The sequence below is a fragment of the Micromonospora sp. KLBMP9576 genome (genome assembly GCF_050941805.1).
Classification (GTDB): domain Bacteria; phylum Actinomycetota; class Actinomycetes; order Mycobacteriales; family Micromonosporaceae; genus Micromonospora.
Window position 1 is genome coordinate 1,756,386 of record NZ_CP194567.1, and the last position, 21,258, is coordinate 1,777,643.

Sequence of the window (21,258 nt, forward strand, 5' to 3'; positions counted from 1 at the left end):
CCAGCCGGTCCCGATAAAATGGCCCACATGACCGACTCTTCTGCCCAGGAGGGCAGCAGTAGCCAGCCGGGTCCTGCCCGGCATATCCCGACCCCGACGTCCCCGGGAGCCCTGAGCGACCCGTGTTGATCGTCGTTGGCCTACTACTCATCATCGTCCTCACCGTCGCCACGGGTTACTTCGTGGCCCAGGAGTTCGGCTACGTGGCCGTGGACCGGGGGCGGCTCAAGCAGCTCGCCGACGACGGCGACCCGGCGGCCGTCCGCGCGCTGGAGGTGACCGGGCGGCTGTCGTTCATGTTGTCCGGCGCCCAGCTCGGCATCACCGTCACCGCCCTGCTGGTCGGCTACGTCGCCGAACCGTTCCTCGGCGCGGGACTGGCCGACCTCTTCGGGGTGGTCGGCGTCTCCACGGCGATCAGCCTGCCGCTCTCGGTCGTGCTCGCCCTGACCCTCGCCACCGTGGTGCAGATGGTGCTCGGCGAGCTCGCTCCGAAGAACCTCGCCATCGCCCGGCCCGAGCAGCTCGCGCGGGCACTGAGCCGCTCCACCCTGATCTACCTCAGGATCGCCGGGCCGCTGATCAAGCTCTTCGACCGCGCAGCGGTCCGGCTGCTGCGCCGGATCGGCATCGAGCCGATCGAGGAGCTGCCCAGCGGCGCCACCCCGCAGGACCTGGAACAGATCATCGCCGAGTCCCGCCAGGAGGGGCACCTGACCGCCGAGATGTCCACGCTGCTCGACCGGGGGCTCGACTTCCGCGGGCTGACCGCGGGTGAGGCCATGGTGCCCCGCGTCGACGTGCACACCGTACGGGCGCACGAGCCGGTCAGCCGGGTGGTCGAGCTGCTGGACACGGGCAAGTCCCGCTTCCCGGTGCGCGGCACCGAGGGCGTCGACGACCTGGTCGGCGTCATCGGCATCGCCGACGTGCTCGGCGTACCCCCGGAGCAGCGCGCGAGCACCCCGGTCAGCGCCGTCGCCGGCCCCCCGCTGCTGGTGCCGGAGACGCTGCCGCTGCCGACGGTGCTGGACCGGCTGCGTTCCGGGCACCGGCAGCTCGCCTGCGTGGTCGACGAGTACGGCGGCTTCGCCGGCGTGATCACGCTGGAGGACATCGCCGAGGAACTCGTCGGCCCGATCCGGGACGAGGACGATCCGCCGGAGCGGGCCCCGGCCCGGCAGGCGGACGGCTCGTGGGTGGTGCCGGCGCGCTGGCGCATCGACGAGGTCGCCGACAGCACCGGCATCGCGCTGCCCGAGGCCCCGGAGTACGACACGCTCTCCGGCCTGGTCATGCGTGAGCTGGGGCGGGTGCCCGAGGTCGGCGACCGGCTGGAGATCATCCTGCCGGCCGACGGCGAGGGTGGCGCGGTCGGGCCGCGGGCCCTGGTCGAGGTGCTGGCCGTCGACCGGCACGTGGCCGATTCCGTGCGGCTGCGGATCGCCGAGCCGGGGGAGGTGTCCGCATGAGCCCCGGTGTCGCGCTCTTCACGTCGGTGATCCTGCTGGCGTTGAACGCCTTCTTCGTGGCCGCCGAGTTCGCCCTGGTGGCCAGCAAGCGTTACCGGCTTGAGCACGCCGCCGCCGGTGGCGGACGGGCCGCCAAGGCCGCGCTCGACGGCGTACGCGAGCTGTCGCTGATGCTCGCCGGCGCCCAGCTCGGCATCACCCTCTGCACGCTGGGTCTCGGCGCGCTCGCCGAACCGGCGATCGAGCACCTGCTGAGCCCGCTGCTGCACGCGGTCGGGCTGCCGGACGCCGCGAGCCACGTGATCGCGCTGATCTTCGCGCTCAGCGTCGTGACCTTCCTGCACCTGGTGGTCGGCGAGATGGCGCCGAAGTCCTGGGCCATCACCCACCCGGAGCGCTCGGCGGTGCTGCTGGCCCTGCCGTTCCGCGCCTTCGCGCGGGTCGCCCGGCCGGTGCTGTCGGTGATGAACGCCCTGGCCAACGCGATACTACGGCTGGTCAAGGTCAACCCGCAGGACCAGCTCGCCCAGGTGCACGGCCCGGACGAGCTGCGGATGCTGCTGGAGCAGTCCCGCGAGCACGGCCTGCTCGGCGCGGAGCAGCACCAGATGCTGACCAGCATGCTGGAGTTGCAGGGCACCACAGTGGCGCAGGTGATGGAGCCGTTCGACCAGATGGTGACGGTGCGCCGCGACGAGGGCGCCGACCGGATCGAGCAGGTCAGCCGCGACAGCGGCCGGTCGCGGCTGGCCGTGCTGGACGCCAACGGCGACGTCTGCGGCCTGGTCCACGTGCGGGAGGCGGTGCGGGCCACCACCACGGGGCGGATGCTCACGGCCGGCGACCTGATGACCAACGCCTTCACCCTGCCCGCGGCGGCCTCGGTGACCGAGGCGGTGGCGGCGATGCGGGCCCGGCAGTCCCAGCTCGCGCTGGTGCGCAACGGCGGCGGGCCGACCCGCCCGGTGGGGTTCGTCGCGCTGGAGGACCTGCTGGAGGAGGTCATCGGCGAGTTCGACGACGAGACCGACCCGGTGCCGCGCGGGCGGCGCCTGCGGTGAGATGACACCGCCGGAGGTGGCCGTTCTTCGCCGAAACGCCGGCGGCCACCCCCGGGGGTCCGCGACGATTGACCACGGGGCCGTGTCAACGGCCCCGTGGTCGCGTCGGGGGCCGTGCCGACCGCCGTGGTCGCGCCGAGGCGGGTCCGGGGTCGTCGCGCGGGGCCCCGCGGGCGGGGACGCAGTTCCCGGTCCGTGGCGGACGGGGGAGCGCGGTGCGGTTGACGGGGGTGTCACCCGAGTCCGGCTGGACCGGCCTGTCGGTGCGCACGGTCCTGGCCAATCCGAGCACCCGCCCGGGGTTGCGGTTGCCGGGGCGGGTCGTCGTCGTCGCGGGCGGCACCGACGTGCCCGTCCTGCGCGTGCGGCTCGGGCTGGTCAGCACGGCCGAGCCCGACGACCCGGAGGCGCCCCGTCGCCTGGTGCAGTTCCACCAGGCGACGGTGGCCGAGGGTTTCGTGTTGCGGGCCGGTCGGGGCCGGTCGATCCCGTTCGAGTTCCCCCTGCCGTGGGAGACGCCGGTGACCGTCTCCGGCGGGGTGCCCCTGCTCAGCCTCCGCACGGGTCTGCGTACGGAGGTGACGGTCGAGCCCCGACTCGAGCAGGGCGCGATGGTGCCGGTCTTCGTGCATCCGCTGCCCACCCAGGCGCACGTCCTGGTGGCCCTCGACACGCTCGGTTTCAGCCTGCGCCAGGCCAGCCTGGTCGACGGGCGCCTGCCGGGGGTGGCGCAGACCCTGCCGCTGCACCAACGGTGGGGTTTCTGGGTGGCGCCGCTCTACGCCGGGCCGATCACCGAGCTGGAGCTGATCTTCATCGCGGACCCGGCGAGCCTCGAGGTGATCCTCTGGATGGACCGGCGGCTGGCCCTGGCCGGGATCACCCACCAGAGCATCAGCCGGTTCCGGGTCTGGCACACCGGCGCCGAGCGGCGGGACTGGGTGGCGACGGTGGACGCCTGGCTGCGCGCCGCGATCAACCGCCACGCCGCCGCCGCGGCACACGCCGACTGGTCCGCGACCATCTCCGAGTCGGCGCACGTCAGCCGCCCGCCGGACGAGCCGATCCACCCCGGCTTCGGGCTGGGCGGCACCGCCGGCGGAGCCGGCGTGGGCGGCTCCGGCGGCGGTGACGGCACCTGAGAGCGCGTTTCACATTGCTGTCAGTCGGGCGTGTTGAAGGTACGGCGTTGTTGGCGGGTGGCGGCTTCGCCTCGGGTGAGGCGGCGGAGCATGCCGCCGAGGGCGGCCCATCGGATCATGGCCTCGGACGTTGCGCGGTGGGTTTCGTAGTCGCGGGCTAGGCGGCGGTGGGCGGTGATCCAGGCCAGGGTCCGCTCCACGACCCAGCGGCGGGGGTGCACGACGAACCCTTTCTGGTCGGCGGGTTTGCGGACGATCTCGACGGTGGTGCGTAGCAGGTCGCGGGCCCAGTCGACGAGGCGGCCGGCGAAGCCGGAGTCGGCGAATACGTGCCGGATCGGGGTCGCTGCGTAGGTGGCGAGCAGGGCGCCTTTGGCGCCGTCGCGGTCCTGCCAGGACGCGGCCAGGACCCAGACAGTGACCAGCAAGCCGAGGGTGTCGGTGACGATGAACCGCTTCCGGCCGTTGATCTTCTTCCCGGCGTCGTAGCCGCGGGAGTCGCGGGGCACAGTGTCGGCGCCTTTCACGCTCTGGGAGTCGATGATCCCGGCCGTCGGTTCGGGCTTGCGGCCGTGAGCCACCCGGATCTGCTCGCGTAGTTCGGTCAGGATCCGCTCGGTCACACCCCGGTTGTTCAGCCGGTTGAAGTGCGCGTACACGGTCTGCCACGGCGGGAAGTCGACCGGCAGGTACCGCCACGCGCAGCCGGTGCGCACCACGTACAAGATGGCGTCGATGATGGCCCGGCGGGGATGTTTTTCTGGTCTGCCCATCCACTGCGGGGACGGCAGCATCGGCTCGATGATCTCCCACTCGGCGTCGGTCAGGTCAGACGGGTACCGCCGCACTCGATCCATGCCTGTCTACCGACCGAGCTACGTCCATCGACCGGACCCACTGTGCGACACGCCCGGCCGACCCACAAACCAAACGCGCTCTGAGGGTGCGGGGTCAGGCGGTGGCGGTGGCCAGTTTCAGGCTGAAGCCGAGGAAGAGCGCGGCGACGCCGGTGGTGGCGCCAACGGCCAGGCGGTGCCGGCGACGGAACTGGGCCGCCAGGAACGTGCCCGTGAAGATCAGCGCGGTCAGGTAGAGCGCGCTGGTGACCTGGGCGATCAGCCCGAGCAGCAGGAACGACAGCGCCGGCCAGGCGTAGCCCGGGTCCACGAACTGGATGAAGAACGAGACGAAGAAGAGGATCGCCTTCGGGTTGAGCAGGCTGATCACCAGCGCCTTGCGGAACGGGCTGCGCATCGCCGCCGGCTGGGCGGCGTCGATGAGCCGCGGGGTGGCCGGGTCGTTGCGGGTCCGCCAGCGCCGCCAGGCGCCGCGCAGCATCGTCAACCCCACATAGCCGAGGTACGCGGCACCGGCGTACTTGATCACCAGGAAGAGCGGCGGGTACGCCTGGACCAGCGACGCCACGCCGGCGGCGGAGAGGACCATCAGCACCCAGTCGCCGACGAAGACCCCGCCGGCCGCCCGGTAGCCGGCCGCCACGCCCCGCTGCGCGGCGGTGGAGAGCACGAAGAGGGAGTTGGGCCCGGGCAGCAGAACGATCGCCGCGGTGCCCAACACGTACGTCCAGAGGTCGGTGATGCCCAGCACGCCCGCCATCATGGGGCCACGGGCGCCGCCCGGCGAAGCCTTTCCCGGAGCGTGGCCTGTGCGTTGGGCCACTCGTCGGCGGTCATCGAATACTGCACGGTGTCCCGCCAGGAGCCGTCCGGACGCTGCCGGTGCCGGCGCAGCACCCCCTCGCGGGACGCGCCGAGGCGCTCGATCGCCCGCTGGGAGCGCTCGTTGCGGATGTCGGTGTGCCAGACGACCCGCACCGCGTCCAGCTCCTCGAAGGCGCGGGTGAGCAGCAGCAGCTTCGCCTCCGTGTTGATCCCGGTGCGCCACCAGGGCCGGCCCAGCCAGGTGTAGCCGATCGCCACCGCCCGGCGTTCCGGGTCCACCTCGTAGAAGGAGGTGGTGCCGACCACCGCGCCGGTCACCGCGCAGCGCTGCACCCAGGGCACGCGCTCGCCCCGCCGGTGCGCGGCCAGCGCGGTGGCGATCCCGGCGGCGGTGCCGGCGGGGTCGGCCGGCTGCGGGCCGCCCAGGTGCCGCCAGACCTCCGGGTCGGCGGTCGCGGCGTGCAACTCGCCGGCGTGCGCGAGGTCGAGCGGCTCCAGCAGCACGTGCTCGCCGCGCAGCACCGCCGGGTCGAGCCACGGCGACGTCTCCGGCCGCAGGTACGCCGGCACCGGCACGCTCACCCCGGCGTCGGGTTCGGGCAGCCCGGCGGTCAGCCGCAACGGCACCACCCCGGCCCAGTGCGGCAGGGCGAGATCGGTCTCCTCCTCGCGTACGCCGCCGGTGCGGGTGCGTACCGACACCTCGCGCAGCGGCAGGGCCAGCACCGCCGTCTCGGCCAGTTCCCGGCGCGACGGGGGGCGGCTGTCGGCGTTGCGCCCCGTCGCGACCTTCTCCACCAGGGCGGTCAGCACCCGGGCCTTCTCCCCGTCGTCGGTGACCAGTCGCGCGGTGCCGTGCGCTACCACCGAGCGGTAGTTGGCGCTGTGGTGGAACTGCGAGCGGGCGTAGACGAGGCCGTCGAGCAGGGTGACGGCGACGCAGACCGGCAGCCCGTCGCCCCGGGCGGCGAGCATCGGCCGGCTGCCGGTGGAGCCGTGCAGGTAGAGGGTGCCGCCGACGCGGACGTGCAGGGTGGGCAGGACCCGGGGCGCGCCGTCGACGGTGAACCCGAGCGCGCAGTCGTACGCCTCGTCGAGGACGGCGTGCGCGGCGGCCTCGTCGTAGCTCATCCGTTCCCGGGAGCGGCTGGCGGTGGTGCGGTCGGTGGGTGCGTACATGGCTCGACCTTTGTTCTAGTACAATCTGTGATTTGTGTCAGCACGCTATCAGGTCGTCGGTACGACGGCCGCCGAGATTTCAGCCAGCATCGAATCGGGCATCCGCTGCGCCGCCCTCGTCCCCGGCGACGCGCTGCCGCCGGTCCGGGAGCTCGCCGCCCGACTCGCGGTGAGCCCGGCCACCGCTGCCCGGGCCTATCAGGAGCTGCGCCAGCGGGGCCTGGTGGCCACCGCCGGGCGGCACGGCACCCGGGTCCGGCCCCGCCCGCCGGTGGCGGCCCGCCGCTCCGCGATGCGCCCGCCGGCCGCCCCCGGCCTGCGCGACCTCTCCGCGGGCGAGCCGGACGTGCGGCTGCTGCCCCCGCTCGGGGAACACCTGGCCGGCCTCGCCGCGGCCGCGGGGCCGTCGGTCGGCTACCCCACGGCCGGGGTGCTGCCCGAACTGGCCGAGGCGGCCCGCGAGCGGCTGCTCGCCGACGGGGTGCCGGCGGCGGAGCTGACCGTAACCAGTGGCACGCTGGACGGCATCGAGCGGCTGCTGGGCGCGCACCTGCGCCCCGGGGACGCGGTCGCGGTCGAGGACCCGGGCTGGGCCAACCTGCTCGACCTGGTCGCCGCGCTCGGGCTGCGCCCGATCGGCGTGCCCGTCGACGACGACGGCCCGCTCGCCGCCGGGGTCGCCGCCGCCCTCGCCGCCGGCGCGCGGGCGCTGATCGTGACCAGCCGCGCCCAGAATCCCACCGGCGCGACGATCTCCGCCGACCGGGCCCGGGAGCTGCGCGCCCTGCTCGCCGGCCGGTCCGACCTGCTGCTGATCGAGGACGACCACGCCGCCGAGCTGGCCCGCGTACCGCTGCACCCGCTCGCCGGGGCGACCCCGGCGTGGGCCTTCGTCCGCTCGGTGAGCAAGCCGTTCGGCCCGGACCTGCGGCTGGCCGTGCTGGTCGGCGACGAGACCACCGTGGCCCGGGTCGTCGGCCGGGCCCGGGTCGGCGCCGGCTGGGTCTCCACCGTCCTGCAACGACTGGTCCTGGCCCTCTGGCGCGATCCGGCCGTGACCGCGCTGGTGGACCGGGCCGCCACCAGCTACGAGCGGCGGCGCGTGGCGCTGATCGACGCGCTCGCCGGGCACGGCCTGGTCGCCCACGGCCGCAGCGGCATCAACGTCTGGCTGCCGGTCGACGACGAGACCAGCGTGCTGACCGCGCTGCGCGACGCCGGCTGGGCGGTCGCGCCCGGCGCGCTGCACCGGATCGTCGGCCCGCCCGCGATCCGGATCACCGTCAGCTCGCTGGACGAGACGGAGATCCCGGACCTGGCCGGGGCGGTGGCCCGCGCCGTCCGCCCCGCCCCGCCGGCCGGCTTCACGGCGTGAGGGCGGAGTGCGTGTCCCCTCCCGCACCGGGCAGAACAGTCGTCATGGCCGAGCAGACCGAGACCGCGCCGGGCGCGCAGAAGTTCATCCCGTCGCGGGCCGACACCCTCGACGACCTGCGTGCCGCCGCCGCCGGCTGCCGGGGCTGCGAGCTCTACCGGGACGCGTCGCAGACGGTCTTCGGCCGCGGCGACGCCGGTGCGCGGGTGGTCTTCGTCGGCGAGCAGCCCGGCGACATGGAGGACCAGAAGGGCCTGCCGTTCGTCGGCCCGGCCGGCCGGCTGCTGCGCCGGGCGGTCGACGACGCGCGGCTCGACCCCGGCCACATCTACCTCACCAACGCGGTGAAGCACTTCCGCTTCGAGCAGCGTGGCAAGCGGCGCATCCACCAGACCCCGGACCGGGTGCACATCACCGCCTGCCGGCCCTGGCTGGTGGCCGAGTTCGCCCGGCTGCGCCCGGAGATCGTGGTGGTGCTCGGCGCCACCGCCGCCAAGGCCCTGCTCGGCCCGGCGTTCCGGGTCACCCGCCAGCGCGGCGAGCTGCTGCCCTGGCCGGATTCGGCCCAGCACCCGGAGGACTTCCGGCGGGTGCCGGTGGATTCCACGGGCGCCCTCGCGGACGCCCCGCCGGCCCGGCTGCTGGCCACCATCCACCCGTCCGCCGTGCTGCGCGCGGACGACCAGGACAAGGCGTACGAGGGGCTGGTCGCCGACCTCACGGTGGCCGCCCGCGCCCTCGACGGCCGGTAGCGGGGCCCCGACCAGGCGTTGGGTGGCGTGGGCCGCAGGCGATGCGAGGTCCGGGCCCAGCTCGACGGCGGTGGCGCCGAGAACCGCTGGTCCGGGCAGGGGTTGCCGCGCCGATCCTTTCGAGCTGAGTCGTTTACGACATCAGCGCGTCCGGTGGGGCGTGATGCGTTTGCGACATCAGCTCCAAAGGAAGCGCCCGGCCACCCCGGTCGGCATCTTCGCCCGCTGAAGCCCGCGCCTCGCGTCCCGCGTCCCACGCCCAGCGGCTGGCCGCTCGGCCACGTCGGCAGGCGTCGATGCGCGGTCGGGGGAACGCGGAGGAGTGTCCACCGGGGTCACCGGGTACCGCTGCGGTCATGTCCCCCCGCCACACCCGCCGTCCGCCACTGATCCGCCTGGGCGCGCCCGGCCCGTACGTGCTGGCCGCCGCGCTCGCCACCGCCGCCTGGTTCGTGGCGCGGTTGCTCGACGGCTCCGGTCGTTCCCCGGCGGAGGCCCTGCTCGGCGCGGGGGTGGGTGGCGTGCCCTGGGGGCTGTTCCCGTTGGTCCTCGGCTGGGTCGTGCGGGCCGACCGCGATCCGGCGTGGGAGGCGGCCCGCCGGGCGCTGCGTCGGGGCCGGTTCCCCGCCGACGAGCAGGACCGGGCGGCCACGGTGGACCACCTGCCCGCGGTCCGGCGAGGGGCGGTGCTCGGCCTGGCGGGCGGCGGCGCGCTCTTCGGCGGGCTGGTCGCGCTCGCGGTGGCGCTCGACCGGCCGTTGACCGCCGGTCTGCTCGGCACCGTTCTCGCCGTCGTGCTCGGCGTCGCCGCCCTGACCCTGGCCAGGGTGCGCCGGCTGGAGCGCTCGCTCGGCGGCCCTGGGCAGGGCGGGTGAGGGGTGCCACACTTGCCGCCATGCAGCAGCATCTATACGAGCGCGACCACGAGGAGTTCCGCGAGCTGTGCCGCGAGTTCCTCGCCCGGGAGGCGGTGCCCCACCACGAGCGCTGGGAGGCCGACGGGATCGTCGACCGCGAGGTGTGGCGCCGTGCCGGGGCCGCCGGCCTGCTGGGCACGGACGTCGACGCGGAGTACGGCGGCGGCGGGCAGCGCGACTTCCGGTTCAACGCCGTGCTGGACGAGGAGATCGTCGCCGCCGGCTGCACCGGGCTCGGTTTCGGCCTGCACAACGACGTGGTGGCCCCATACCTGACCGGGTTGGGCACCCCCGAGCAGCGCACGCGCTGGCTGCCCGGATTCTGCAGCGGCGACCTGGTCACCGCCATCGCGATGAGCGAGCCCGGCGCCGGCTCCGACCTGGCCGGGATCCGCACGGGCGCGGTGCGCGACGGCGACAGCTGGGTGCTCGACGGCCAGAAGACCTTCATCACCAACGGGGAACTGGCCGACCTGGTGGTGGTGGTCGCGCGTACCGCGCCGGATCGGGGCGCGCACGGGCTGAGCCTGCTCGCGGTGGAGCGCGGCACGCCCGGCTTCACCCGGGGTCGGCGGCTGGCCAAGGTGGGGCTCAGGGCCAACGACACCGCCGAGCTGTTCTTCGACGACTGCCGGGTGCCGGCGGAGAACCTGATCGGCGCCGAGAACCAGGGCTTCTACCACCTGATGGCGAACCTGCCCCGGGAGCGGCTCAGCATCGCGGTCACCGCGGTGGCCGCCGCGGAGCGACTGCTCGCCGTCACCCTGGACTACGCCCGGTCCCGGCAGGCCTTCGGGCGGCCGGTCGGCACGTTCCAGCACAACCGTTTCCTGCTGGCCGAGCTGGACACCGAGGTCACCATCGCCCGCACCTTCGTCAACCACTGCGTCGCGGAGCACGACGCCGGCCGGCTCTCGGTCACCGACGCGGCCAAGGCGAAGTGGTGGACCACGGAACTGCAGAACCGGGTGGCTGACCGCTGCGTGCAACTGCACGGCGGCTACGGCTACATGCTGGAGTACCCGGTGGCGAAGGCCTGGCTGGACGGGCGGGTGCAGACGATCTACGGCGGCACCACCGAGATCATGAAGGAGATCATCGGTCGGGGCCTCGGACTGTAGCGTCAGCCGACCGCCGGGTGGCGGGGCGGGTGCGCAAGGATGAGACGGCACCTCGCCCCTTACCTCGAAGGAGCCGCCATGGCCACCGACCTCGCCGCGCCGCTCGCCGCGCCCGACGTCGTGCCCATCCAGCGGCGTACCCTGCGGCTGCTCTTCGGCACGCAGATCATCGGCGGGATCGGGGTGACCATCGGCGTCGCCGTCGGGGCGCTGCTCGCCGCCGACATCGCCGGGACCGCCGTCGCGGGCCTGGTCAGCAGCGCCGCCGTGGTGGGCGGGGCGCTGCTCGCCGTGCCGGTCACCCGGATCATGACCACGCACGGCCGGCGACCCGGCCTGGTCGTGGCGTACCTGACCGGCGCGGCCGGCGGCACCCTGGTGGTCCTCGCCGCGGTCACCCGCTGGGTTCCGCTGCTCTGCCTCGGCATGCTCCTGTTCGGCGGCGGCAGCGCGGCCAACCTCCAGGCCCGTTACGCCGCGGTGGACCTGGCGACCCCGGCGCGTCGGGGTCGCCAGCTCTCGCTGATCGTCTGGGCCACCACCATCGGCGCCGTGGCCGCGCCGAACTTCGCCTCACTCGCCGACGGCGTCACCAGCGGCTGGGGGCTGCCCACGTTGGCCGGTCCGTTCGCGTTCAGCGCCGTCGCGTTCGTGCTGGCCGCCGGGACGATCCTGGGGCTGCTGCGGCCGGACCCGTTGCTCACCGCGCGCCGGCTGGCGGCGGCCGGCAGCCCGGCGACCCCCGCCGGCGTCGCGTCGGCGCCGACCACCCGGCGCGGTGCGGGCATGCGGGCCGCCTGGTCGGCGGTACGCGCGCGGCCCCCCGCCCGGCTCGGCATCGTCGCGGTGGCGGTCGGCCACCTGGTCATGGTCGCCGTGATGGTGATGACCCCGGTACGCCTGCACGAGTGGCACTCCGACGCCGACCTGCTGCGGGTGGTCGGTCTCGTGCTGAGCCTGCACATCGCCGGCATGTACGCCCTGGCCCCCGTGGCGGGTTGGCTCACCGACCGGATCGGCCGCCGGGCGGTGATCCTCGGCGGCGTCGGGCTGCTGCTCGCGGCGTGCGCGGTCGCCGGCACGGCCGGGCACCACACGGCCCGGCTCTCGACCGGGTTGTTCCTGCTCGGCCTGGGCTGGTCGGGGACCATGGTCGCGGGCTCGACGCTGCTGTCGGAGTCGGTGCCGGCGGGGATCCGCCCGAGCGTGCAGGGGCTCTGCGACCTGACCATGGGGCTGGCCGGAGCCGTCGGCGGAACGGTCAGCGGGTTTGTCGTGGAGGCGGCCGGTTATCCGGTGCTGGCCATGTTCGCGGCGGTCGCGGTGGTGCCCCTGGTGACGCTAGCGTTGCGGCCGGTGCCGGTGGGGGCACCGGACGAGGAGGAGTGATCACGTGCGGCTGACCGACTTCTGGACGAGGCTGGCAGAGGCGTTCGGCCCCGGCTACGCGGCCAGCATCGCCCGCGACCAGGTGCTCTCGCAGCTCGACGGGCGCACCATCGAGCAGGCCCTGGCATCGGGTGAGCAGGCCCACGTGGTGTGGCGGGCGGTCTGCGCCGCGTATCCCGACCGGGTGCCCGCGCGACTACGCTGAGCAGCCGTTTCGTCGCTTCCGCGTGTCGCTTGCCGACTCGTACACCTGTTCGGCTATTGTCCACAGCGGGGTGCTCGTCCACAGCTCACGGCCGGTCGGCTGGTTTTCTGTCGGACCCAGCGCCTAGCGTGTCCGCGTGACGCGAAGCTCAGGAAAGACGCCGGCGAAGGCAGGGGTGGCAAACATGGCCGCAGGGCCCGATCGGGAGAAGGCACTCGACCTTGCTCTCGCTCAGATCGACAAGCAGTTCGGCAAGGGCTCGGTGATGCGACTGGGGGAGCGGCCGGTCGTCCAGACCTCGGTGATCCCCACGGGCTCGATCGCGCTCGACGTGGCGCTCGGCGTGGGCGGTCTGCCCCGGGGCCGGGTCGTCGAGGTCTACGGTCCGGAGTCCAGCGGTAAGACGACTGTGGCCCTGCACGCGGTGGCCAACGCCCAGCGGGCCGGCGGCATCGCCGCCTTCATCGACGCCGAGCACGCCCTCGACCCGGACTACGCCAAGGCTCTCGGCGTCGACACCGACGCCCTGCTGGTCTCCCAGCCGGACACCGGCGAGCAGGCGCTGGAGATCGTGGACATGCTGGTCCGCTCCGGCGCGATCGACATCATCGTGATCGACTCGGTGGCGGCCCTGGTGCCGCGCGCCGAGATCGAGGGCGAGATGGGCGACAGCCACGTCGGCCTCCAGGCCCGGCTGATGAGCCAGGCGCTGCGGAAGATCACCGGTGTGCTCAACAACACCGGCACCACGGCGATCTTCATCAACCAGCTCCGCGAGAAGATCGGCGTGATGTTCGGCAGCCCCGAGACCACCACGGGCGGCCGGGCCCTGAAGTTCTACGCCTCGGTCCGGCTCGACGTGCGCCGCATCGAGAGCCTCAAGGACGGCACCGACGTGGTCGGTAACCGCACCCGGGTCAAGGTCGTGAAGAACAAGGTCGCCGCGCCGTTCAAGCAGGCCGAGTTCGACATCATGTACGGCAAGGGCATCTCCCGCGAGGGCTCCCTGATCGACGTCGGCGTCGAGCAGGCGATCATCCGCAAGTCCGGCGCCTGGTACACCTACGACGGCGACCAGCTCGGCCAGGGCAAGGAGAAGGCCCGCGAGTTCCTGCGGGAAAACCCGGACGTCGCCGCCGAGGTCGAGAAGAAGATCCTGGAGAAGCTCGGCGTCGGGGTCGGCGCGGGCGATGCCGCCGGTGGCCCGGAGCTGCCGCCGGTCGACTTCTGACCGGTCCCTGACCCATGGCAGGACGACGCGCCCGCACCGGGCGGGGCTGGGATGCCAGCCCCGCCCGCGCAGGTGACGACAGCACGCCCCGTCCCCCTCGCGCCCGGCGCGGCCGGGCGGGCGACACCGACCCCGAGGCGCCCTCGGGCCCACCGCGCGACGAGGCGGAGGTCGCGCGGGAGATCTGCCTGCGCCAGCTCTCCGTGCGGCCCCGCACCCGGGCCGAGCTGGCCGGGGCGCTGGCCAGGCGGGGCATCTCCGAGGAGGTCTCGGCGCAGGTGCTCGACCGCTACGACGAGGTCGGCATCATCGACGACGCCGCTTTCGCCCGGGCCTGGGTGGCCAGCCGTCACTCCGGCCGGGGCCTGGCCCGTCGGGCGCTCGCCAACGAGCTTCGCCAGCGCGGGGTGGACGGCGAGGTGGCGAGCGAGGCGCTCGGCGAGCTGGACGAGGAGACCGAGTCCGAGACCGCCCGCACCCTGGTCGAGCGGAAGCTGCGCACCGCCCGGGGCGAGCCGGACGCGGTCTTCCGGCGGCTGGTGGGCATGCTGGCCCGCAAGGGCTACCCGCCGGGCGTGGCGATCCGGGCGGTGAAGGACGCGCTGGCCGCGCAGAGCGCCGAGGCGGCCGAGTTCGCGGAGCAGATCGACGCCGACGCGCTCGCCGAGGCCGAGGGGGAGCCCGACCGGGACGGCCGTGCCACCGGGTGAGCAGGGTGGGACGCGCATCCGTGCGGGTGCTCGGCCACGCTCCCGCCGGCTGGGCGGAGGGAGACGCCGATGTTGAACGCGTGCCTCAACGGGTCCCGTGGTCGTGACGAGCACCCGGCCGTGCCGCTCACCCCGGCCGAGCTGGCGGCCGACGCGGTCCGCTGCGTGCGGCTCGGTGCCGGCGCGGTGCACGTGCACCCCCGGGACGCGGCCGGCCGGGAGTCGCTGCACCCGGAGGTGATCGCCGCCGCGCTGGACGCGATCCGGGCGGCCCTGCCCGGGCTGCCGGTCGGGGTGAGCACCGGGGCCTGGATCGAGCCGGAGCCGGCCGCGCGGGTGGCGGCCGTCCGGTCCTGGACGGTGCTGCCCGACTCCGCCTCGGTCAACGCGCACGAGTCGGGCGCGGAGGAGGTGGCGGCGGCCCTGCACGAGCGGGGCGTCATGGTCGAGGCGGGGCTCTGGACGGTCGACGCCGTCGAGGCGTACTCGCGGTGGCGGGTGCCGGCCGGGCGGCTCCTGATCGAGTGCATGGCGCAGGACCGGGCGGTGGCGTTGGCCGATGCCGCCGGGATGCTCTCGGCGCTGCCGTATGCGGCGGCCGGCGGCGTGCCGGTGCTGTTGCACGCCGAGGGCCCGGCGACCTGGTCGTTGCTGACCGAGGCGGTACGCCGGGGCCTGGACGGTCGCATCGGGCTGGAGGACACGCTCCGGTTGCCGGACGGCTCGACCGCGCCCGGCAACGCCGCGCTGGTGACGGCCGCCGTCGCGGCCGGCGCCCGCTGACCCGTCCGCCACCCCGACGACGGCGGCCGTCGTGCGCTGGCAGGGTCGTCGTGCGCTGGCAGGGCCGTCCTTGGATGATCGGTTGACGAGGGCCCGGTCCGGGGTGCCCCGAGACACCGGCTGGGCGACAGGCGATCACGGGGGAGGGTGTGGCCAGGTGGGTGCCGGCGGGGTGCTGGGCGGATATGTGCGTCACAGGTGGTAGGGCGGCGGTGTCGGGCTGCCCACGCGGGTGGGCCCGGTTGAGCAGGGCCGATGCGCGGCACGGTCCGGTCCGCCGCCGTTTTGTCCACTGGTGTCCGGCCGCGCCGTGGCGCTGGGTGACGCGGTGACTTCTCTCCGTTCGGGGGGTTTGATCATCCGTTCTTGACCGGAGTGCCCCGCGAGACCTAGCCTCGCCATACAGGCTCACATTGCCCGACCAAGCGCAGGCTAAGCGCACAACATAGATCGCGTAACAGAACAGCATCACTTTGGCCGATCTGATCGGCCACTGGCGACAGCCGCGGACTGGCCGGTCCGGGGCTGTCGCGACAACTGCACCCCGCCGTCGGCGATGCTCCCGCGTGGGCACCGCCGGCGGAAGCTACCCCACGGCCAGTCGCTCCGGTCGGGCGTCCACAGCCGCAGGGTGCGTGCCCATCGGCACGGTCGCTGCGGTCCCGACGTTCAGGGGAGGCGGCCATGGCGAGGTGGCGCAGTTGCACCGGGGTGCCGACATGAGCGGGCCGACCCCTGGGCCGCACCCGGTGGTCGTCGGCCGGCACGGGGCGCCGGTATGAGCGGCTTCGACGTGCTGATCCTGGCCGTGGTGCTGGTCCTGACCGTGGTCGTGCTCGGGGCCGTGCTGCTCGGCGTGCGGGCGCTGCGCCGCTTCGGCGCGGCGCCCGCACCCGAGGATCCCGCCTTCATCGCCGAGAAGGACCGCCAGGAGCAGTCCCTGGCGGCCCTGCGCACCGCCGCCGACGAGGCCAACAGCACTATCGACGTGGCAAAGTCCGCCGCCTCGGCCGCCCGCGCCGAGGCCGCCGCCGCGAAGGCCGAGGCGAAGGCGGCCCGCGCCGAGGCCCGCCGGGTGCTCGACGACGCCCGGGCGGAGGCCGACACCGTCCTGGAACGGGCCCACAAGCAGGCCGAGGCCGACGCGGATCAGCTGCGGGCCACCGCCCGGCGCAGCGGTGAGCGGGAGGTCGCGGTGCTCGCCGCCACCACGCGGGAGCAGGCCGCCGAGGTGGAGCGGCGGGCGGCCCGGATGGACGAGCGCGAGCGGCTGCACACCGAGGAGGTGGAGCGGCTCGCCGAACGGGAGCGGCAGCTCACCGCCGCCGGCGCGGCCCTGTCGGCCCGCGAGGCCGCGCTCGCCCGACGCGAGGCCGAGCTGGCCGAGGCGGAGGAGCGGCAGCGCCGCGAACTGGAGCGGGTCGCCGGGCTCACCGCCGACGCGGCCCGGACGGAGCTGGTCGACGCGATCGAGACGCAGGCCAAGCGGGAGGCCGCGCTGCTGGTGCGGGACATCGAGTCCGAGGCCCGCGGCACCGCCGAGCAGCGGGCCCGGCACATCGTCGTCGACGCCATCCAGCGCGTCGCCAGCGAGCAGACCGCCGAGAGCGTGGTCAGCGTCCTGCACCTGCCCGGGGACGAGATGAAGGGGCGGATCATCGGCCGGGAGGGCCGCAACATCCGCGCCTTCGAATCGGTCACCGGCGTCAACCTGATCATCGACGACACCCCCGAGGCGGTGCTGCTCTCCTGCTTCGACCCGGTCCGCCGCGAGGTGGGCCGGCTGACGCTGGAGAAGCTGATCCTGGACGGGCGGATCCACCCGCACCGCATCGAGGAGGTTTACGACTCGGCCCGCCACGAGGTGGCGGAGCTCTGCCAGCGGGCGGCCGAGGACGCCCTGGTCGAGGTCGGCATCACCGAGATCCACCCGGAGCTGGTCACCCTGCTGGGTCGGCTGCGCTACCGGACGTCGTACGGGCAGAACGTGCTCAAGCACCTGGTGGAGACCGCGCACATCGCCGGGATCATGGCCGCCGAGCTGCGGCTGGACGTGCCGATCATCAAGCGCTCGGCGTTCCTGCACGACATCGGCAAGGCGCTCACCCACGAGGTGGAGGGCAGCCACGCCATCATCGGCGCCGACGTGGCCCGCCGGTACGGCGAGCACGAGGACGTGGTGCACGCCATCGAGGCGCACCACAACGAGGTGCCGCCGCAGACCATCGAGGCCGTCCTCACCCAGGCGTCCGACGCCTGCTCGGGCGGGCGGCCCGGGGCCCGGCGGGAGAGCCTGGAGGCGTACGTCAAGCGGCTGGAGCGCATCGAGGAGATCGCGGCGGGCAAGCTCGGCGTGGAGAAGGTCTTCGCCATGCAGGCCGGCCGGGAGATCCGGGTGATGGTCAAGCCGGACGACGTGGACGACATCGGCGCCGCCGTGCTGGCCCGGGACGTGGCCAAGCAGATCGAGGAGGAGCTGACCTACCCGGGCCAGATCCGGGTGACCGTGGTCCGCGAGTCCCGCGTCACCGAGATCGCCCGCTGAGGGACCCGGCCGGCGCCTGGGGTTTTTCGCTGACGGGCGGCCCGGCCGGTGAGCACCGCTGCCTGGCGAGAACCTCACCAGGAGCCGAGGGCGTCATCGGTGTTACGCGAAGGGCCGGCCCGATGATCGGGCCGGCCCTTCGTCAGCGGGGATCAGGCGCCGCCGGTGCCCTCCGCCTGCGCGGTGAGCGCCGCCGGGGGCGGGTTCTGGGCGGGGGTGCCGGCGGTCTTACGACCGCGGGAGAGCCGCCGCTGGATGTACTGGGCCAGCTTCGACAGCGAGTAGTTGACCAGGATGAACAGCACCGCGATCACGACGTAGACCTGGATCGGGTTGTCCAGTACGCCGATGATCTGCTTGCCGATGTTCAGGGTCTCCTCGTAGCTGATGATGAAGCCCAGCGAGGTGTCCTTGAGCACGACGACGAGCTGGCTGATCAGCGCCGGCAGCATGATCCGGAATGCCTGCGGCAGCAGGATCATCCGGGTGGTCTGCATCGGGGACAGCCCGATCGCGGACGCCGCCTCGGCCTGCCCGCCGGGCAGGCCCTCCATGCCGGAGCGGAGGATCTCGGCGATCACCACCGAGTTGTAGATGGTCAGGCCGATGACCAGATACCAGAGGGTGTCGAACGAGATGCCGAACTCCGGGAAGCCGCGGGCCACGAAGAAGATCGTGAGGACCACGGGCAGGCCCCGGAACACCTCGACGCAGACCCGGGTGAGCGCCGACAGGAACAGGCTCAGCCCGCGCAGCAGGTACGCCAGCGGCGCGGCGAGCCCGGTGAACCGGCGGCGGGTCAGGCTCTTGAGCTGGATCCGCAGCACCGCGAGCAGGGTGCCGACCAGCAGCGAGCTGACGATCGCCAGGGCGGCGGCCATCAGGGTGTTCTTGAAGCCGACGGCGAGCCGGTCCCACACCAGCGAGAAGTTCTCGTTGGAGGGGTCGATCAGCGGCCCCCAGAGCTCCATCGAGAACTGGCCCTTGTCGTCCAGCGGCTGGTAGATCAGGAAGTACGCGCCGGCGAGCAGCGCGACGGTGGCGACGAGGCTGCCGATCAGGGTGAGCCGGCGCTGCCGGGGACCGGGTACGTCGTAGAGGACGCTCTGCTGGCTCACCGGGCCACCGCCTGTCGCTTCTCGACGCGGTCGAGGAAGGCGCCGAGGGGAACGGTCATGATGAGGTATCCGATCGAGATGCCGATGGCGACCGGAATGAAGGCGTAGCCCTCGGCGGAGGTGAGCTGGTCGGCGGTCTGCGAAAGGTCGCCGACGACGCCGAAGAAGCCGACCAGGGCCGAGTTCTTGATCATCGCGATGATGACCGAGCCGAGCGGCACCACGGAGGCCTTCCAGGACTGCGGCAGCACCACGTGGCGCAGGTTCTGGCCGAAGGTCAGGCCCAGCGACCGGGCGGCCTCGGCCTGGCCGGCGGGCACGGCGTTCACGCCGGAGCGCAGCGCCTCGCAGACGAACGCCGCCGTGTAGAGCACCAGCGCGATCAGCGCGAGGCGGAAGTATGGCAGATCCGTGTCGAGCCGGCTGAACACCGCGTCGAGGCCGGGGACGCGCAGGAAGTCGGCGTTGGAGCCGAGCGCCGGCAGGCCGAACGCGGCGAAGAACATCACCACGGTCAGCGGCATGTTGCGGAAGACGTTGACGTAGCCGGTGCCGACCGCCCGCAGCGGCGGCACCGGGGAGATCCGCAGCACCGCCAGGACGGCGCCCAGGATCAGGGCGCCGACCGCGGCGAGTACGCAGATCTGGAGGGTGAGCCAGAAACCACCCGCGAAGACGTCGAACTTGTCGATGAGCACACTCACGGGACGGTCTTCCTCCCACCCTCCAGATCAGGAATCAGCTCAGTAACGGTTGACGGTCGGCGCGGCGCCCAGCTCGGCGCCGAACTTGCCGGCGGTGCCGTCCCAGGCCTTCTTCCAGCTGCCGTCGGCGAACGCCTTCTCCAGCGTGTCGTTGACGAAGTTGCGGAAGTCGGTGTCCTCCTTCTTCACCCCGAGGCCGTACGGCTCCTTGGTGAAGTTCTCGCCGGCCAGCTTGAACGACGCCTCATCCTTGGCGATGTAGCCGAGCAGGATCACGTTGTCCGTGGTCAGGGCGTCGACCTGGCCGCCCTTGACGGCGTCGCGGCACTTGTCGTAGGTGTCGAAGAGCACCACCTGGGTGGCGACGTCCTTGACGTACTTCTTGATCTCCTCGGCCGGGGTGGAGCCGGTGACCGAGCAGACCTTCTTGGTGCCGTCCTTGAAGGAGTCCGGCCCGGTGATGGTGGTGTCGTCCTTCTTCACCATGATGTTCTGGCCGGCCTCGTAGTACGGCCCGGCGAACGCGATGCGCTCCTTGCGCTTGTCGTTGATCGTGTAGGTGGCGGCGACCAGGTCGACGGTGCCGTTCACGATCACGTCCTCGCGGACCTTCGAGGGGGCCTCGACCCACTCGATCTTGTCCTCGGGGATGCCGAGCTCCTTGACGATGATCTTCGCGACCTCGACGTCGAAGCCCTCCGGCTTGCCGGACAGGCCCTTCTGGCCGAAGCCGGGCTGGTCGAACTTCGTGCCGATCTTGATGGCCTGGGCCTTGTTGAGGCGCTCCATCGTGCTGCCGGCGGCGAAGGTCTTGCTGCCGGCGCCGGTGTCCTCGTCGGCGTCGTCGCCACCGCAGGCGGTCATGCCGAGCGCCAGGGTGGCGGCCGCGGCGAGTGCCGCTACGCGCGTGATACGCATGTTCATCTCCTTGCTTCGACGGAACCGCCGGGGGACGGCGCGCTCCAGGTACGGACGCCTAGTGCGTGAGGATCTTGGAGAGGAAGTCTCTGGCCCGCTCGCTGCGCGGGTTGGCGAAGAACTCGGCCGGCGGCGCGTCCTCGACCAACTGCCCGTCGGCCATGAAGATGACGCGGTTCGCCGCGTGCCGGGCGAAGCCCATCTCGTGGGTGACCACGACCATGGTCATGCCCTCGCGGGCCAGCGACGTCATCACGTCCAGCACCTCGCCGACCATCTCCGGGTCGAGCGCGCTGGTCGGCTCGTCGAAGAGCATCGCCTTGGGCTGCATGGCCAGCGCCCGGGCGATCGCGACGCGCTGCTGCTGGCCGCCGGAGAGCTGGGCCGGGAACTTGTCGGCCTGGTTGGCGATGCCCACCCGGTCCAGCAGGGCCAGGCCGCGCTCGCGCGCCGCCGCCGGCTTCTCCTTGCGGACCTTGACCGGCCCGAGGGTGACGTTCTCGAGGATCGTCTTGTGCGCGAAGAGGTTGAACGACTGGAAGACCATGCCGACCTCGCTGCGCAGCTTCGCCAGCGCCTTGCCCTCGGCCGGCAGCGGCTGCCCGTCGAAGGTGATCGTGCCGGAGCTGATCGGTTCCAGGCGGTTGATGGCGCGGCACAGCGTCGACTTGCCGGAGCCCGACGGGCCGATCACCACGACCACCTCGCCGCGCCCGACCGACAGTGAGACGTCGTCCAGCACGTGCAGCGGCCCGAACCACTTGTTGACCGAGTCCAGCACGATGAGCGGTTCGCCCGTCGTCACGTCGTTCACCGTCCCTGTCGTCGCGCGGGGTCGGTTGACCCCCGGTTGGGCAACTGTAGGCGGGGGGATGTGGCGGTACGCAACTCAGTTGGTCACGGAGCGATAACACCAGTTCCGATCGTGGTCAAGAGTCCGATTTTGACCGCGAT

At 73.1% G+C, this 21,258-nt stretch carries 20 protein-coding genes; 13 read left to right on the plus strand and 7 right to left on the minus strand.

Going from position 1 to position 21,258, the window contains the following annotated elements; translation table 11 throughout:
* Window positions 1-122 precede the first annotated feature (122 nt).
* The 3 genes from ACQ452_RS07900 (at window position 123) to ACQ452_RS07910 (ending at window position 3,675) form a co-directional block, all read left to right on the plus strand.
* A complete protein-coding gene (locus ACQ452_RS07900) occupies window positions 123-1,472 on the plus strand; it encodes a hemolysin family protein (RefSeq protein WP_433391612.1) in 1,350 nt (449 codons plus the stop codon).
* Window positions 1,469-2,533 (plus strand): hemolysin family protein, encoded by a 1,065-nt coding sequence (locus ACQ452_RS07905; RefSeq protein ID WP_433391615.1) that lies wholly within the window; start codon window positions 1,469-1,471, stop codon window positions 2,531-2,533. The genes ACQ452_RS07900 and ACQ452_RS07905 overlap by 4 nt, the downstream gene beginning before the upstream one ends.
* A 215-nt stretch (window positions 2,534-2,748) precedes the next feature.
* Window positions 2,749-3,675 (plus strand): sporulation protein, encoded by a 927-nt coding sequence (locus ACQ452_RS07910; protein WP_433391618.1) that lies wholly within the window; start codon window positions 2,749-2,751, stop codon window positions 3,673-3,675.
* A gap of 20 nt (window positions 3,676-3,695) precedes the next feature.
* On the opposite strand, the gene ACQ452_RS07915 is transcribed toward ACQ452_RS07910, so the two are convergent.
* The 3 genes from ACQ452_RS07915 to ACQ452_RS07925 all read right to left on the minus strand — a co-directional run bounded on the left by ACQ452_RS07915 (window position 3,696) and on the right by ACQ452_RS07925 (window position 6,536).
* Complete coding sequence (locus ACQ452_RS07915; protein ID WP_433389286.1) at window positions 3,696-4,532, minus strand: IS5 family transposase; 837 nt, start codon at window positions 4,530-4,532, stop codon at window positions 3,696-3,698.
* A gap of 94 nt (window positions 4,533-4,626) precedes the next feature.
* A complete protein-coding gene (gene leuE, locus ACQ452_RS07920) occupies window positions 4,627-5,295 on the minus strand; it encodes a leucine efflux protein LeuE (RefSeq protein ID WP_433391621.1) in 669 nt (222 codons plus the stop codon).
* On the minus strand, window positions 5,292-6,536 hold the full coding sequence (locus ACQ452_RS07925) for a bifunctional pyridoxamine 5'-phosphate oxidase family protein/GNAT family N-acetyltransferase (protein ID WP_433391623.1): 1,245 nt from the start codon (window positions 6,534-6,536) through the stop codon (window positions 5,292-5,294). Before ACQ452_RS07925 ends, leuE begins: the two co-directional genes overlap by 4 nt.
* Before the next feature lie 34 nt (window positions 6,537-6,570).
* Here ACQ452_RS07925 and ACQ452_RS07930 point away from each other — a divergent pair, with 34 nt between their 5' ends.
* The 10 genes from ACQ452_RS07930 (at window position 6,571) to rny (ending at window position 17,564) form a co-directional block, all read left to right on the plus strand.
* A complete protein-coding gene (locus ACQ452_RS07930) occupies window positions 6,571-7,911 on the plus strand; it encodes an aminotransferase class I/II-fold pyridoxal phosphate-dependent enzyme (protein WP_433391625.1) in 1,341 nt (446 codons plus the stop codon).
* Between the two features lie 44 nt (window positions 7,912-7,955).
* On the plus strand, window positions 7,956-8,663 hold the full coding sequence (locus ACQ452_RS07935) for a UdgX family uracil-DNA binding protein (protein WP_433391627.1): 708 nt from the start codon (window positions 7,956-7,958) through the stop codon (window positions 8,661-8,663).
* Between the two features lie 356 nt (window positions 8,664-9,019).
* On the plus strand, window positions 9,020-9,538 hold the full coding sequence (locus ACQ452_RS07940; protein WP_433391629.1) for a hypothetical protein: 519 nt from the start codon (window positions 9,020-9,022) through the stop codon (window positions 9,536-9,538).
* A gap of 20 nt (window positions 9,539-9,558) precedes the next feature.
* Window positions 9,559-10,701 carry an acyl-CoA dehydrogenase family protein gene (locus tag ACQ452_RS07945; RefSeq protein WP_433391631.1) on the plus strand — a complete coding sequence of 381 codons (1,143 nt, stop codon included), beginning with the start codon at window positions 9,559-9,561 and terminating at the stop codon, window positions 10,699-10,701.
* A gap of 78 nt (window positions 10,702-10,779) precedes the next feature.
* On the plus strand, window positions 10,780-12,090 hold the full coding sequence (locus tag ACQ452_RS07950; RefSeq protein ID WP_433391634.1) for an MFS transporter: 1,311 nt from the start codon (window positions 10,780-10,782) through the stop codon (window positions 12,088-12,090).
* Window positions 12,091-12,094: 4 nt separating this feature from the next.
* Window positions 12,095-12,295 (plus strand): DUF3046 domain-containing protein, encoded by a 201-nt coding sequence (locus tag ACQ452_RS07955; protein WP_433391637.1) that lies wholly within the window; start codon window positions 12,095-12,097, stop codon window positions 12,293-12,295.
* 184 nt (window positions 12,296-12,479) lie between these two features.
* Window positions 12,480-13,526: a recombinase RecA gene (gene recA, locus ACQ452_RS07960; protein WP_433391640.1), complete on the plus strand. Its 1,047-nt coding sequence runs from the start codon at window positions 12,480-12,482 to the stop codon at window positions 13,524-13,526.
* Between the two features lie 14 nt (window positions 13,527-13,540).
* Window positions 13,541-14,236: a regulatory protein RecX gene (locus ACQ452_RS07965; RefSeq protein WP_433391643.1), complete on the plus strand. Its 696-nt coding sequence runs from the start codon at window positions 13,541-13,543 to the stop codon at window positions 14,234-14,236.
* Between the two features lie 69 nt (window positions 14,237-14,305).
* Window positions 14,306-15,019 carry a 3-keto-5-aminohexanoate cleavage protein gene (locus tag ACQ452_RS07970; RefSeq protein WP_433391646.1) on the plus strand — a complete coding sequence of 238 codons (714 nt, stop codon included), beginning with the start codon at window positions 14,306-14,308 and terminating at the stop codon, window positions 15,017-15,019.
* A gap of 778 nt (window positions 15,020-15,797) precedes the next feature.
* Window positions 15,798-17,564, plus strand: a complete 1,767-nt coding sequence (gene rny / locus ACQ452_RS07975) for a ribonuclease Y (RefSeq protein ID WP_433391649.1) — start codon at window positions 15,798-15,800, stop codon at window positions 17,562-17,564.
* A gap of 152 nt (window positions 17,565-17,716) precedes the next feature.
* On the opposite strand, the gene ACQ452_RS07980 is transcribed toward rny, so the two are convergent.
* From ACQ452_RS07980 to ACQ452_RS07995, 4 genes are read right to left on the minus strand one after another with little or no spacing between them, the layout of a single operon-like run.
* Window positions 17,717-18,682, minus strand: coding sequence for an amino acid ABC transporter permease (locus ACQ452_RS07980; protein ID WP_433391652.1), 966 nt, complete (start codon window positions 18,680-18,682; stop codon window positions 17,717-17,719).
* Window positions 18,679-19,386 carry an amino acid ABC transporter permease gene (locus tag ACQ452_RS07985; RefSeq protein WP_433391654.1) on the minus strand — a complete coding sequence of 236 codons (708 nt, stop codon included), beginning with the start codon at window positions 19,384-19,386 and terminating at the stop codon, window positions 18,679-18,681. Before ACQ452_RS07985 ends, ACQ452_RS07980 begins: the two co-directional genes overlap by 4 nt.
* Before the next feature lie 39 nt (window positions 19,387-19,425).
* The gene (locus tag ACQ452_RS07990) at window positions 19,426-20,304 is read right to left on the minus strand and encodes a glutamate ABC transporter substrate-binding protein (protein WP_433391656.1); all 879 of its coding nucleotides are present in this window, start codon (window positions 20,302-20,304) and stop codon (window positions 19,426-19,428) included.
* 58 nt (window positions 20,305-20,362) lie between these two features.
* A complete protein-coding gene (locus ACQ452_RS07995) occupies window positions 20,363-21,118 on the minus strand; it encodes an amino acid ABC transporter ATP-binding protein (RefSeq protein WP_433391658.1) in 756 nt (251 codons plus the stop codon).
* Window positions 21,119-21,258: the final 140 nt, after the last annotated feature.

What these genes read in the sequence shown, in the direction of transcription:
- ACQ452_RS07905 (WP_433391615.1), top strand. Translation starts at nt 1,469, where the DNA reads ATGAGCCCCGGTGTCGCGCTCTTCACGTCGGTGATCCTGCTGGCGTTG.
- ACQ452_RS07915 (WP_433389286.1), bottom strand. Translation starts at nt 4,532, where the DNA reads ATGGATCGAGTGCGGCGGTACCCGTCTGACCTGACCGACGCCGAGTGG.
- leuE (WP_433391621.1), bottom strand. Translation starts at nt 5,295, where the DNA reads ATGATGGCGGGCGTGCTGGGCATCACCGACCTCTGGACGTACGTGTTG.
- ACQ452_RS07925 (WP_433391623.1), bottom strand. Translation starts at nt 6,536, where the DNA reads ATGTACGCACCCACCGACCGCACCACCGCCAGCCGCTCCCGGGAACGG.
- ACQ452_RS07935 (WP_433391627.1), top strand. Translation starts at nt 7,956, where the DNA reads ATGGCCGAGCAGACCGAGACCGCGCCGGGCGCGCAGAAGTTCATCCCG.
- ACQ452_RS07940 (WP_433391629.1), top strand. Translation starts at nt 9,020, where the DNA reads ATGTCCCCCCGCCACACCCGCCGTCCGCCACTGATCCGCCTGGGCGCG.
- ACQ452_RS07945 (WP_433391631.1), top strand. Translation starts at nt 9,559, where the DNA reads ATGCAGCAGCATCTATACGAGCGCGACCACGAGGAGTTCCGCGAGCTG.
- ACQ452_RS07950 (WP_433391634.1), top strand. Translation starts at nt 10,780, where the DNA reads ATGGCCACCGACCTCGCCGCGCCGCTCGCCGCGCCCGACGTCGTGCCC.
- recA (WP_433391640.1), top strand. Translation starts at nt 12,480, where the DNA reads ATGGCCGCAGGGCCCGATCGGGAGAAGGCACTCGACCTTGCTCTCGCT.
- ACQ452_RS07965 (WP_433391643.1), top strand. Translation starts at nt 13,541, where the DNA reads ATGGCAGGACGACGCGCCCGCACCGGGCGGGGCTGGGATGCCAGCCCC.
- ACQ452_RS07970 (WP_433391646.1), top strand. Translation starts at nt 14,306, where the DNA reads ATGTTGAACGCGTGCCTCAACGGGTCCCGTGGTCGTGACGAGCACCCG.
- rny (WP_433391649.1), top strand. Translation starts at nt 15,798, where the DNA reads ATGAGCGGCTTCGACGTGCTGATCCTGGCCGTGGTGCTGGTCCTGACC.
- ACQ452_RS07990 (WP_433391656.1), bottom strand. Translation starts at nt 20,304, where the DNA reads ATGCGTATCACGCGCGTAGCGGCACTCGCCGCGGCCGCCACCCTGGCG.